This is a genomic window from Streptomyces marianii (assembly GCF_005795905.1).
Classification (GTDB): Bacteria; Actinomycetota; Actinomycetes; order Streptomycetales; family Streptomycetaceae; genus Streptomyces; species Streptomyces marianii.
Genome location: NZ_VAWE01000001.1, coordinates 545,440 through 557,856 on the forward strand (window position 1 = coordinate 545,440; position 12,417 = coordinate 557,856).

The 12,417-nt window shown below is 73.5% G+C and carries 8 protein-coding genes; 3 read left to right on the top strand and 5 right to left on the bottom strand.

Features of this window, described 5'->3' with window-relative positions; all coding sequences use genetic code 11:
• Positions 1-109: 109 nt before the first annotated feature.
• The gene (locus tag FEF34_RS02470) at positions 110-1,438 is read right to left on the bottom strand and encodes a PASTA domain-containing protein (RefSeq protein WP_171052788.1); all 1,329 of its coding nucleotides are present in this window, start codon (positions 1,436-1,438) and stop codon (positions 110-112) included.
• 580 nt (positions 1,439-2,018) lie between these two features.
• On the opposite strand from FEF34_RS02470, the gene FEF34_RS02475 reads away from it, so the two are divergent.
• The 3 genes from FEF34_RS02475 (at position 2,019) to FEF34_RS02485 (ending at position 7,874) form a co-directional block, all read left to right on the top strand.
• Positions 2,019-3,014 (top strand): AAA family ATPase, encoded by a 996-nt coding sequence (locus FEF34_RS02475; RefSeq protein ID WP_138051657.1) that lies wholly within the window; start codon positions 2,019-2,021, stop codon positions 3,012-3,014.
• On the top strand, positions 3,007-5,313 hold the full coding sequence (locus FEF34_RS02480) for an ATP-binding protein (RefSeq protein ID WP_138051658.1): 2,307 nt from the start codon (positions 3,007-3,009) through the stop codon (positions 5,311-5,313). The genes FEF34_RS02475 and FEF34_RS02480 overlap by 8 nt, the downstream gene beginning before the upstream one ends.
• Positions 5,314-6,059: 746 nt before the next feature.
• On the top strand, positions 6,060-7,874 hold the full coding sequence (locus FEF34_RS02485; protein ID WP_138051659.1) for an alkyl/aryl-sulfatase: 1,815 nt from the start codon (positions 6,060-6,062) through the stop codon (positions 7,872-7,874).
• A 215-nt stretch (positions 7,875-8,089) separates the two neighbouring features.
• Here the strand turns inward: FEF34_RS02485 and FEF34_RS02490 are convergent, their stop codons facing one another.
• The 4 genes from FEF34_RS02490 to FEF34_RS02510 all read right to left on the bottom strand — a co-directional run bounded on the left by FEF34_RS02490 (position 8,090) and on the right by FEF34_RS02510 (position 12,303).
• Positions 8,090-8,284, bottom strand: coding sequence for a hypothetical protein (locus FEF34_RS02490; RefSeq protein ID WP_138051660.1), 195 nt, complete (start codon positions 8,282-8,284; stop codon positions 8,090-8,092).
• A 784-nt stretch (positions 8,285-9,068) separates the two neighbouring features.
• Positions 9,069-10,154 carry an acyl-CoA dehydrogenase family protein gene (locus tag FEF34_RS02500; protein WP_138051661.1) on the bottom strand — a complete coding sequence of 362 codons (1,086 nt, stop codon included), beginning with the start codon at positions 10,152-10,154 and terminating at the stop codon, positions 9,069-9,071.
• Entirely contained in the window at positions 10,151-11,338 is a 1,188-nt protein-coding gene (locus FEF34_RS02505; protein WP_138051662.1) for an acyl-CoA dehydrogenase family protein, read from the bottom strand. Before FEF34_RS02505 ends, FEF34_RS02500 begins: the two co-directional genes overlap by 4 nt.
• On the bottom strand, positions 11,335-12,303 hold the full coding sequence (locus FEF34_RS02510) for an NADPH:quinone oxidoreductase family protein (protein ID WP_138051663.1): 969 nt from the start codon (positions 12,301-12,303) through the stop codon (positions 11,335-11,337). Before FEF34_RS02510 ends, FEF34_RS02505 begins: the two co-directional genes overlap by 4 nt.
• Positions 12,304-12,417 lie beyond the last annotated feature (114 nt).

Here is a 12,417-nt window from a genome sequence, read left to right on the forward strand (position 1 = left end):
GCATCCGGCCCTCCCACGGGTGGGGCACGCTGTGCGGTGTGCGGCGGGGACGGGAGGCGGAGCACGGGCCGCTGCGCCGGTCCCCGGCGGCATGGGGATCAGGCCCGGTTCAGCACTGGCCGAGTCCCCGGGCGGCCGGGTCCTCTTGCAGCGCGGTGGCCGTGACCCAGCCCAGGCCCCCGGACTTGAGCCCGAGCCGGACCCATAGCGCGCTTGTCGAGCCGTGAGCGGTGGTGGTTTCGCCGTGGCCGTAGCACGTTGCCGGGTACCGGTCTCCCGCCGCCACGGAGCTGATCCCGGGGCTGGTGGACGAGGGGGATTCGCGGACCGTCTCATCCGCGAGGGCGGTCATCACGGTTGCGTCCTTGTCTGTGAGGTCGGTCGGGGAGGAGGTCGGGGAGGGCGATTCCGTCCGCGCCGGGTCCGGGCCCGGCGCCACGGTGAGCGTCACGGTGGCACCATGGGGAACCTGCTCCTCCGCGGCCGGGTCCTGATCGAGGACCGTGCCGGGCGCGGCGCCGCCGGAAAGTCCGTCGTTCGTCTGTACCCGGAATCCCCGATCCTCGAGGATCTGCGTGGCCTCCTGGACCGGCCTGTCCGTCACCGCGGGGACGCGGGCTTCGGCATTCTCGGTGCCGGGGACCTTCTCGGCGCCGGGATCGTCCCGCAGCGGTTTGTCCTGCGCGCCGTCCGTCCCGGCTCGCCGTTCCAGACCCGCGTCCTCGTCCTCGATGTCGACCAGTTCGTACGCCGTGACCGGCCGTTCCTCGGCCACTGGTTCGATCTTGACGACCTTCTCGGGGTCGTATGCCCTCCACTTCTTGCCCTTGTCCTGGAACGTCACGTCGGCGCTGTCGACGTCGTGCTCGAAGGTACCGAGGGGGTTGCCGCAACTGCACTGCACGGCCGGTTTGCCGTAGGCGTCGACCAGGACGGCGATGCCCGCTTCCAGCAGGGCGTCGAAGCCGACCGCCTTGCCCTTCTTGTAGTCGTGGTTTCTCACCAGCGTGTCGTTGCGCAGCACCACGGGCGTGAGCTTCTTCACGAAGCCCTCGATCTCGTCGACGCCCATTCCCTGCGCGGTGGCCCACTGCACCGCCTTGCGGCGGTGTGCCGGGTCCTTGAGGAAGCGGACGAGCTTGTTCTTGTCGCAGCTCCTACTCCTCCGCGATCCTCCGTACAGGCCGGGCTGGTCGCCCTTCCTCGTCCCGCCCCCAAGGGCCAGGGTCTCGCCCACCAGGGCGTCCGTCCCCAGGCGGAGCGCCTCCTCGAAGAACGGCGCGGCGGTCGGAACGCCCCGGGCCACCGCCCGGACGGCGACCTTGGCGCCTTGGGCGGCGACCTTGCCGCCGATGCAGCCGGTGGTCATGACGGCGAGGCCGACCAGGATCGCCGCGAAGGCGACAGCCGTCCGCCTGATCCTCTGTGCACGTTTCATGTCCATTCCCTTTCAAACATGGTCGGTTCAACTCGTTGGTCGGGTCTGCCAGCCGCTGGCCGGGGTGCGGCGCGGGGTGTGTCCGGCGCGCCGTCGAGGAGGCGCGGGCGTTTCTCGCCGGCCGCGGGCAGTCCGATGCCCAGGCGCAGGCAGGCGTTGTGCCGCAGGTCGGTGCGGGAGGCCAAGGGGCCACCGCCGCCACGGCGGGCCGGGCGGGAGGCGCGGGAGGCGCGGGAGGCGCGGGAGAGGATGCGTGCGGTTGGCAGGCGGTGCCGGCCAGGACCGGGAGCACTGCGGCCGGGACGGCCACAGGACGTGGATGCGAGCGTGCATGCGGTTCTTCCCTTGACTGGTGCCCCCGTCGGTGACGGGATGGTCGTTCGCTCGGCCGGTCCGCGCCGCGCCCGGCCGGTGCTGCGGAGCGCGGGGCCGAGCGGCCGGTGCACGCCGATTGATGCACCCGGTGCGCGGCAGTTGGTGCCGGTTCGGTCAACACCACGGCGTTGCTGCTGGTGATGGGCTTATGGTGGGTTTTCCGGTCCGGTCCGGACCGGACACTGCGGTCTGCTGGAGGCGGGGTATGGGGGAGGCGGAGCCGACACCGCGGCGGGTGTTCGCCGGCCGGCTGAGCGAGTTGCTGGGACTGGCGGTGGATCTTCCGGTCAAGAGCGCGGTGGCCGAGGCCAACCGGCGCCGTCCCGCCGGGCGGGGTCGGCCGATCTCCGGGCGCCGGGTCAGCGACTGGAAGCAGGGCCGGCACCTGCCCGAATCCGAGGTGGCGTTCCTGGTCCTGGTCCGGGTGCTGCTCGAGCACTGCCGCGGCCGGCGGATCCCTGCCGACGAGGTCGGTGCAGGACTGCTGGACGAGGAGCAGTGGCGACGCTGGCTGCGGGCCGCCCGGGCCTCCCAGCCCGACGCCGCACCCCCGGCCCGGCAGGGCACCGCACAGGGCCGGCCGGCCGAGCAGCCGGCGCCCGCCCTGGGCGTGTCCGAAGCGCCCACCCGCAGTCGGGACGAGCGCCCGGTCCACCCACGTGCTGTCGACCGGATCGGCATCGGCCAGGGCCTGTCCGGCGAGGTGAGTGCCGGCAACGGCCCGCGCAGAACGTCCGGAGCATCAGTGCTTCCCCCGGACCGTGGTACGCGGGACCTCGTCGTGCGCGCCTGCGGGAGACCGGCGGAGCGGGAGGAGTTCGTCGGGCGTGCGGCCGAACTCGCGGCCCTCGCAGAGCGGATCGAGGCTGCGGCGCGCGGCACCGGGTCCGTGGTGCTGCTCGCGGGCCCGGCGGGCGTCGGCAAGAGCACCCTCGCGGCCGAGGCACTGCGCCGCCACACCGGTTCCGCAGGCTTCACGGTCGTACGAGGCCATTGCCCCAGAGACGCGGTAGCGCCACCACTGTGGCCCTGGCAGCGAGCACTGCGTCTTGCGGGAGTCGCCCCTGGGGTACCGGCGCCGCGAAACGCCGGGTCGCCGCCGGGAGCCGCCGGGGCCGCGACGGGGCAGCAGTCGTGGGGGGGCGACGGGGCCGGCCACCGCGGCAGCGGCGCGGTTCTTGGAACTGGCCGGGATGAGTGAGGCGCTGGCCGTGGCAGCCTCCGAACGCCCGCTGGTCGTTCTGCTGGAGGATCTGCACTGGGCCGACACCGCCAGCCTCGATCTGCTGCGGCACGTGACCGGTGAGGCGTCCGAGTGCGGGTTGTTCGTGCTCGGCACCTTCCGGGAGCCCGGGCCCGAGGAAGCCTCCGGAGCGCTCGCGGACCTGGGCCGCTACGGGGCCGCCGTGCTGCGGCTGGCGCCGTTCACCCAGGAAGAGGTCGCGCAGTGCGTCGGCGAGCCGAGCGCGGCGGAGTGGTACCGGCGTACCGGTGGGCTGCCGCTGCTCGTCGCGGCACTGCGCACGCACGCAACCGACCTCAGCACCATCGTCAGCGGGCTGCTGACCGGGCTCACCACCGAGCAACGGGACGTCGTGCGTGCCGCAGCCGTGCTCGGCGAACTGCTGAACCCAGCCCAGCTCGCCTCGGTCCTGCCGGAGTTGGGCGAGACCGTCGTCGCCCAGTCGCTGGCGGCGGCCTGGCACGCCGGTGTCCTCACCGCGGCAGAGACCACCGATACCGGACGCGCCTACCGCTTCACCCACGATCTGGTACGCGACGAGGTGCTCGGCCGAACCGCCCCCGGCGTCGCCCGCGCCCTGCATCGAGCCGCCGCGCGGGCACTGGAGCAGGCCGGGGACGGGGCCGAGGCGGCCCGCATCGCGGCGCACTGGCGACGGGCCGGCAAGGAGGCCGGCCACCGTGCCGCCGCCGCGCGCTGGTCCCGGATCGCCGCGGCCCAGGCCCGCGAACGGCACGCCTACGCCGATGCCGCCCGGCACCTGGCGGACGCCGCCGCCGTACTCGCACCGACGGACCCACAGCGCGCCCCGGCTCTCATCGAACTGGCCCGCGCCGAGTACCTTGCCGGGCGCTACGACGCCGGCCTGCGCCACTGCACCGAAGCGGCCGACGCGGCGAACGCAACCGGCCGGCCGGCGCTGCTCGCCGATGCCGCCCTGGTGCTGCAGGGCGTCACATTCCCGCAGGCCTCACGGACGATCAGCCGACTCTGCAGGGCGGCGCTGGCCGTCGAGGACCTGCCGAGCGCTGTGCGCGCCCGGCTGCTCGCCCAGCTCGCCACCGCTTCGGCCGATCTCGGTTCGCTCGAGGTGGCGGCCGAGCACGCCCGCGCCGCCCTCGCTCTGACCGAGGCCACTGGTGACCTGCGAGCCGAACTCGACGCGGCTCGAGCCATGGAGATGACCCTGGCCCATCCGGACGACGTCGCCGAACGCCTGCGCCTGGGCGAGCTGACCGTGTCCCACGCCGAGCAACTCGGCGACCCGCTCGCCTCGGTGCTGGGCCAAGAGTGGCGTATCCAAGCCGGATACCTGATGGGCCGGCTGGACCTGGTGGACGATGCGATCCGCGGCGTCGAGGCGATCGCGGCCCGTTCCGGGCTACCGCTGACCCGCTGGCATCTGCTCCGCGTCAGCGCCGCCCGCGCCGCGCAGGAAGGACGGTTCGCCGCTGCCCGCCGGTGCAACGAAGACGCCGCCGAACTCGCCCTGGCCAGCGGAGACCAGACCGCGATCGTCATGAACCACGTGCTGTGCCAGCAACTGGCCCTGCTTCGCGGCGACGCCGCGGAACTGCCCGAGGAGATGTGGCGTGACCTCGACCGGGCGCCGAGACAGCCGCTGATCCTGTCCGCGCGGGCGCGGGCACTGTTCCTCACCGGGCGGCTGGACGAGGCGCGGGAGGCCTACACCCAGCTCCGCCCACTGCTGCCGATCCCGATGACGAACCCGACGTGGCCGGCGGTGCTCCTGCATCTGGTCGACCTGATCGAGCTGATCGGCGATGGCGAGGCCGCGCGACTGGCGTATGACCAGCTCGCGCCGTTCCGGCCCTATCCGGGAGCGCTCGGGACGCCCACGGCCTACTTCTCCGGTACGGTCAGTCGCGAACTCGGACGTCTCGCCCTGGCCGCCGGCCGCCCGGCCGAAGCCGAGGCGCTGTTACGCGAGGCGCTGGTCCGCAACCGGGCCCTCGGCGCCCGGCCGTACGTGGCGCTGACCTGTCTGGAGCTCGCCGCCGTCCAACGCGACCGGGGTGCCCTGGCAGAGGCGGCAGCCCTCGCCGGGGAAGCGCTGGCCATCACCGATCAGCTCGACCAGCCCGGACCGTCCGCCGCTGCCGTACGCCTCATCAACGAGATCGCCGCCCTGCGAGCCGACGCCGACCCCATGGCTCCCCGCGAACGCGAGGTCGCGGACAACGAACCGGCCGAGTACCTCGCGGGCCGGACACCGGGCGGGGCGTGCCACTCCTGAATCGGTGTCCAGGCCGCCTGCCGTCCACAGCACCGCTTCACGGACGCCGCACTGACCGCCCTGGGGCCGATGGTTTCGACGCGGCGGACCGGGACGTCGCCCGGCTGTCCCCGTGCTCGCCACCACGTCGCCATGCCCGGCCGTTACCCCCTCCGGCACACCGGGACGCCCGGCGGGCTGCGACCGCTGGGCACCCCCGACACCGCCGGGCAGGATGGAAAGCACGGCCCGGACGGCCTGCTGTGGCGTCACGCCGCGGCGCGCGGTACCCCGGACCGTGCCCGTTGTCCGGTTCGCGGTGGCTTCACCCAAGGCGTGCCGAGGAGTAGACCCGAGCGTTTCTGCCTAGTGCCGCGTCAGGCGAGGTTCGCCCGTCAAGGAGCGGCGTCCGGTGCATGGGGTCTTCCCGGGCCCTCCGGCCGAGGGGGTGGGGTCTCCCCAGGCCCTCCGGCCGAGGGGGTGGGGCCTCCCCAGGCCCTCCGGCCGAGGGGGTGGGGCCTCCCCAGGCCCTCCGGGCCGAGGGGGTGGGGCCTCCCCAGGCCCTCCGGCCGAGGGGGTGGGGCCTCCCCAGGCCCTCCGGCCGAGGGGGTGGGGCCTCCCCAGGCCCTCCGGGCCGAGGGGAAGATCGCAAGGCCCCGGATCGACCTCGTAGGGGGCCTGCTCGGTTGATTCGGCAACGCCGCGAGTCGCCGTGCCGGGCGCCGCGACGGGGCGAACGTCGCCCGATGCGGCACTAGCCTGCGGGCATGACGGACCCTGACTTCGACGACGAGACGGACTTCGACAACGCCGACCGCGGCTTCATCGCCTCGCTGGCGAACCCGAGGATCACCGGCGCCGACGGCTCTCCGGTGTGGGACGCCGCCGCCTACGGCTTCCTGGCGGGGGACTGCCCGGACACCGCGCATCCGAGTCTGTGGCGACAGGGGCAACTGGTGGCCCGGCACGGCCTCTACGAGGTGACGGAGGGGATCTACCAGGTGCGCGGCCTGGATCTTTCGAACATGACGCTGGTCGAGGGCGACACCGGTGTGATCGTGATCGACCCGCTGATCTCGGTGGAGACCGCCGCCGCGGCGCTGGCACTTTACCGTGAGCACCGCGGCGACCGCCCGGTCACCGGGATGATCTACACCCACTCGCACGGCGATCACTTCGGCGGTTCCCGTGCGATCGTTCCGGACGGTTCGGTGCCGGTACTGGCGCCGTCCGGCTTCCTGGAGCACGCGGTCAGTGAGAACGTGTACGCCGGCACCGCGATGACGCGCCGCGCCGCGTTCATGTACGGCAGCGGGCTGCCCAAGGGCCCGGCGGGGCAGATCGGGTGCGGGCTGGGCACCACCACCTCCACCGGCACGATCAGCCTGGTGGCGCCGACCGTCGACATCACCCGTACCCGGCAGCGGGAGACCGTCGACGGGGTGGAGATCGTCTTCCAGCTCACCCCCGGTACCGAGGCGCCCTCGGAGATGAACTTCCTCTTCCCCCGGAGGCGGGCACTGTGCATGGCCGAGAACGCCACCCACACCCTGCACAACATCCTGACCCTGCGCGGCGCGGTCGTCCGCGACCCGCGGGTCTGGGCGCACTACCTCAGCGAGGCCGAGGAGCTGTTCGCCGACCGGGCCGACGTGGTCTTCGCCTCCCACCACTGGCCGACCTGGGGCCGCGAGGCGATCGGCGCCTTCCTCACCGCCCAGCGCGACCTGTACACCTACCTGCACGACCAGACCCTGCGCCTGCTCAACCAGGGGCTGACCGGCACGGAGATCGCGGAGGAGGTCACGCTTCCGCCGGAGCTGGAGCGGACCTGGTCCGCACGCGGCTACTACGGCTCGGTCAGCCACAACGTCAAGGCTATCTACCAGCGCTACATGGGCTGGTACGACGGCAATCCCGCCCACCTGTGGCAGCATCCGCCGGTGGAGCAGGCCCGCCGCTTCACCGCCGACTACGGCGGCATCGACGCGATCACCGCCAAGGGCCGTCAGTACGCCGCGGCCGGCGACCTCCGCTTCGCCGCCACCCTGCTCAACCACGCCGTCTTCGCCCACCCCGACCACACCCCGGCCCGCGAAGCCCTCGCCGAGGTCTACGACCGGCTCGGCCACGGCGCCGAGAACGGCACCTGGCGCAACTACTACCTCACCGCCGCCATGGAGCTGCGCGGCACCCTCGCCAAGGTGGCGGTCGACATCAACGACCCCGAGATGGCCATGGCCCTCACCATCGACCAGCTCATCGACTCCCTCGCCATCCGCGTCAACGGCCCCCGCGCCTGGGACACCCGCCTCACCCTGGACTGGCGGCTCACCGACCAGAGCCGGGCCTGGCGCCTCACCCTCTCCAACGGCGCCCTCACCTACCGCGCCCGCGACCTGAGCGCCGCGCCCGCCCGACCCGCCGACCTCACGCTGACCCTGACCAAGCCCCAGCTCCTCCGCGTCCTGGCCGGCCGCGGCCTGGACGGGGCAACCGTCGACGGTGACCCCGCCGTCCTGAACCGGCTCTTCTCCCTCCTCGACACCCCCGACCCCCAGTTCGCCGTCGTCACCCCCTGACACACCCGCGCTGGGAACGCCCACACCCACGATGCAGGGCACGCCGCGATCCGCTTCCCCGCGCGCCGCGGCCGGCCGGCCCGAGTGCGCGACACCTCGAGACGCGAGACCACCAGTCCCCGCCCCCGTCCCGGAACCGGTCGGGTCCGGCAAGTGCCGTCGTGCGCGGGGCCGCCCGTGAGCGGACGGAGGCCCGCCGTCGTGCGGCCGAACCGTCAGGGCTTGAGCTTGCCGACGACCTCGGCGGTCGCCGAGACGCCGTCGTGGATGGTGGGCGCCATGCTCGTACCCGCGAGGAAGAACCCGAGCAGGCCGCACACGAGTGCGTGCGAGAGCTTCAACCCCCCGTTGCGGAGGAAGATCACCGCGAGGACGAGCAACAGCAGCACCACTGAAACCGAAACGGCCATGGACCGGCCTCCCTCCGCCGCACCCGGTGTGCGGCATTCGGGCGCCAGTGTGGCGGAGCAGCGGCGCCGGACGGCCGACTGGCGTGTCCGCCGATCGGGTGGTCATCAAATCCGTTGTTGACTACGGGCGTTGTCGTGGACCAGCGGTCGCGGGCGAGGAGGAAGGGCCACAGACCGGCGGGGCCGTCGGTGTTGACGAGGCCGGCGCGCGCAGCGAGCGGTTCGTGCCACACGGCGTCGCGGGCGGCACCCGAAGCGTCGGGGTTGGCCCAGAAGCGGACGCGCCCTCGGGAATGCGCTGTGGAGACGCTGGAGTTCAGCCGGGCGCGGTCGGCTTGCGGGAACGACCCGTCGCCTGACGGGTGGAGCTCTGGGGCCAATTGCCGGACACCAGCGGGATGAAGCAGGCGGGAGCCGGTCCGGGACGGCGAGGTCGTCGAGGCGACCGTGGTAGAAGGCGTGGCGAACGCGCGGGACCTCCACGGGGCGCCGGCGCCGCAGGAGTGTGCGGTCGTGGCCGGCGGCGAGCAGCCCCGCGCCGGGCGCGGCGCCTTCGTCCTCCGTGACCGCGACCAGCGCCGCGGTCACGGAGGCGTCGAGCCCTGCGGTCAGCTCTCCGCAGACCGGCCGGCCGGGGCGGAGAGCGGACCGCTGCCCCTTGCTCGTGCGTACGGCCCGGCCGGGACGACTCCCGGCCGGGCCGTACACCTTGGAGCGTCGGTCTGCCGCGGTGGAGGCGACGGAGCCGATCGGAGTCCGTTGGTCCCGGTCCCGGGCCCGCGCGTCACCTCGGGCCGGGCAGCGAGACGAGTTCCGCCAGCGCCTCCTTGTGACGGCCCGGGGCGCCGAGGGCGATCTCGTCCGCCTTGGCCCGCTTGAGATACAGGTGCGCCGGGTGCTCCCAGGTCATACCGATGCCGGCGTGGAGCTGGACGCACTCCTCGGCGGCGCGCACCGCCACCCGGGAGCAGTGCGCCTGGGCGACGGAGACCGCGAGCGGCACCTCGGCGCTTCGGGTCGCGAGCGCGTCCGCCGCGTTGCGCGCCGCGGCGCGCGCTCCGGCGACATCGAGCCACAGTTGCGCCATCCGGTGCTTCAGTGCCTGGAACGAGCCCACGGGCCGGTTGAACTGGTAGCGGTCGCGCGTGTACCGGACCGTCTCCTCCAGGCACCACTCCGCGATCCCCAGCTGCTCCGAGGCGAGCAGCCCGGCGCCGGCGAGCAGTCCGCGGCGCACCGCGGCGCGGGCCTGCTCCACGTCCGCGAGCCGGGTGCCCGAGCCCTCCGCGGTGGTGACGGAGGCGAGGGGGCGGGTGAGATCGAGCGGAGTGAGCGGTTCGACCGTGGCGTCCCCCCGCCCCACGGCGTGGAGGCCGTCCGCCCGGAGCACGAGCAGCACATCGGCGGCCGCGGCGTCGGCGACACCCGTCACGGTCTTTCCGCTCGGGAGGCCGGCCCCTGCGGAGGCGGAGAGCGGGAGGGCGAGGACCGCGACGGTCCGGCCGGCGGCAAGCCCCTTCAGAAGCCCCGTCGCCTCGTCGTCCGCCCCACCGAGCGCGAGCAGCGTCTCGGTGGCGATGACCGAGCTGGTGAGGTACGGGGCGGGGGTGACCGCCCGGCCGAGCTCCTCGAGGACGACCGCGGCCTCTCGGTGACCGGCGCCCTGGCCGCCGAGCTCGTCGGGCACGAGGAGTCCGGCCGCGCCGATGCCTGCCGCGAGCGACTGCCACAGCCCGTCGTCGTAGGGCGACCCCGACTCGGCACGGGCGAGGGTGGCCGTGTGGTCGGAACGTCCGGTGAGCAGGGAGCGAACGGCGGCCCTCAGGTCGTCCTCGGTCTCGGAGTAGAGGAGGTCGGGCTGTGTGCTCATCGCGCGAGGTCCTTCCAGGGGACGTCCTTGTCGTTGCGGGGTTCGGCGGGCAGTCCGAGCACCCGTTCGGCGACGATGTTGAGCAGCACCTCGCTGGTGCCGCCCTCGATCGAGTTGCCCTTGGAGCGCAGATAGCGGTAGCCCGCGTCACGGCCGGTGAAGTCGACCAGCTCGGGGCGGCGCATGGTCCAGTCGTCGTACAGCAGGCCCTCGTCGCCGCGGAGTTCCACCTCGAGGCCGCTGATCTCCTGGTTCAGCCGGGCGAAGCCGAGCTTCATGCCCGATCCCTCGGGGCCGGGCTGGCCCGCGGCGAGCTGCTGGCGCAGTCGTTCGCCGGTGAGCCGGGAGACCTCGGCCTGCACCCACAGGGTGAGCAGCCGCTGGTGGAGGTCGTGGGTGCGCAGCTCGGGACGCTCGCGCCAGGTGCGGACGACGGGCCCGATCATTCCGCCTTCGCGCGGCAGGCGCATGCCGCCGATGGAGACGCGTTCGTTCATGAGGGTGGTCTGGGCGACCTTCCAGCCCTCGCCGACGGGGCCGAGCCGGCGGGCGTCGGGGATCCGCACGTCGGTGAGGAAGACCTCGTTGAACTCGGCCTCACCGGTGATCTGGCGCAGCGGCCGGACCTCGACGCCCGGGTCACTCATGTCGCAGAGGAAGTAGGTGATGCCCCGGTGCTTGGGAGCGTCCGGGTCGGTGCGGGCGATGAGGATGGCCCAGCGGGCGAGGTGCGCGCTGGAGGTCCACACCTTCTGCCCGTTGACCACCCAGTCGCCTTCGGCGCCGTCCCGGACGGCGCGGGTACCGAGCGCGGCCAGGTCGGAGCCGGCGCCGGGCTCGCTGAACAGCTGGCACCAGACCTCGTCGCCGACCCAGAGCGGCCTCAGGAACCGCCGCTTCTGCTCCTCGGTGCCGTACGCGAGGATCGTGGGCGCCGCCATGCCGAGGCCGATGCCGATCCGGCGGGGGTCGTTGTCGGGAGCGCCGGCGGCTTCCAGTTCGGCGTCGACGACGGCCTGCAGCGAGCGGGCCGCGCCGAGTCCGCCGAGTCCGGCCGGGTAGTGCACCCAGGCCAGACCCGCGTCGAAGCGGGCCTTGAGGAAGTCGGTCCGCCCGGTGGTGGCGGGCGGGTGTTCCGCGAGGAACTCGCGGGTGCGCAGACGCAGTTCGGCGGCGTCGGTCATGCGGCCGCTCCTTCCGGGAGGACGACGAGGCGTCCGGTGGTGGTGCCGTCGGCGACGCGCTGGACGGCGTCGGCGGCGCCCTTGAGGGCGACCCGGTCGCTGACGAGCGGCTTGATCAGTCCCCCGGCCGCCAGGTCGGTGAGCGTCTCGTGGCAGCGGAGCACGGCCCTGGGGTCCATCCGGTTGTAGAGGCCCCAGTGCAGTCCGACGATCGAGTAGTTCTTCACCAGCGCGTGGTTGAGCGCCGGGCTGGGGATACCGCCGCTCGCGAAGCCCACGACGAGGATGCGGCCCTCGAACGCGACGCACTTGGCGGACTTGGCGTACGCGTCGCCGCCGACCGGGTCGAAGACGACGTCGGCACCGCGGCCGCCGGTGGCGTCCTTCACCGCGGCGACGATGTCGTCCTCGCGCCGGTCGATGACGAGGTCGCAGCCGAGCTCGCGGGCCACGGCGGCCTTCTCAGGTCCGCCGACGACGCCGATGACACGGGCGCCGGCGGCCTTGCCGAGCTGTACCGCGGCGCTGCCGACGCCGCCGGACGCCGCGTGCACGAGCAGCGTCTCGCCCTCCCGGAGGTTCGCGCGGCGGTGCAGTCCGAACCAGCCCGTCTGGTAGCCGATGTGCAGTGCCGCGGCCTCGGCGTCGTCGAGGGCGTCGGGAGCGGGCAGCAGCGCGGCCTCGTCGGCGACGGCGTACTCGGCGAACCCTCCGTACGGCAGGGCCGGGGTGGCGATGACGCGGCGGCCGTCCTCGGTCTCACCGCAGATCTCCACCCCGGGGGTGAAGGGCAGCGGCGGCGTCACCTGGTAGTGGCCGCGGCAGAGCAGCGCGTCGGGGAAGTTGACGCTGGCGGCCCGCACCCTGAGCAGGACCTGCCCTTCGCCGGGCTGCGGGCGGCCGGCCTCCTCCAGGCGCATCACCTCGCCCGGCTCGCCGTTCCGGTGCACTCGCCATGCCTGCATTCGGGCCTCCGCGGTGTGTAGGGCGTACCACTGCTCTGCGCATACTAAGCGGTCGCTTGCCCTCCTGGGAACAGCTGCGTCCGGCCGGGGCACCCGGCCACCGGCCCCTCCCCC

What these genes read in the sequence shown, in the direction of transcription:
- FEF34_RS02505 (WP_138051662.1), bottom strand. Translation starts at nt 11,338, where the DNA reads ATGACCGACGCCGCCGAACTGCGTCTGCGCACCCGCGAGTTCCTCGCG.
- FEF34_RS02475 (WP_138051657.1), top strand. Translation starts at nt 2,019, where the DNA reads ATGGGGGAGGCGGAGCCGACACCGCGGCGGGTGTTCGCCGGCCGGCTG.
- FEF34_RS02500 (WP_138051661.1), bottom strand. Translation starts at nt 10,154, where the DNA reads ATGAGCACACAGCCCGACCTCCTCTACTCCGAGACCGAGGACGACCTG.
- FEF34_RS02470 (WP_171052788.1), bottom strand. Translation starts at nt 1,438, where the DNA reads ATGAAACGTGCACAGAGGATCAGGCGGACGGCTGTCGCCTTCGCGGCG.
- FEF34_RS02485 (WP_138051659.1), top strand. Translation starts at nt 6,060, where the DNA reads ATGACGGACCCTGACTTCGACGACGAGACGGACTTCGACAACGCCGAC.
- FEF34_RS02510 (WP_138051663.1), bottom strand. Translation starts at nt 12,303, where the DNA reads ATGCAGGCATGGCGAGTGCACCGGAACGGCGAGCCGGGCGAGGTGATG.
- FEF34_RS02480 (WP_138051658.1), top strand. Translation starts at nt 3,007, where the DNA reads ATGAGTGAGGCGCTGGCCGTGGCAGCCTCCGAACGCCCGCTGGTCGTT.
- FEF34_RS02490 (WP_138051660.1), bottom strand. Translation starts at nt 8,284, where the DNA reads ATGGCCGTTTCGGTTTCAGTGGTGCTGCTGTTGCTCGTCCTCGCGGTG.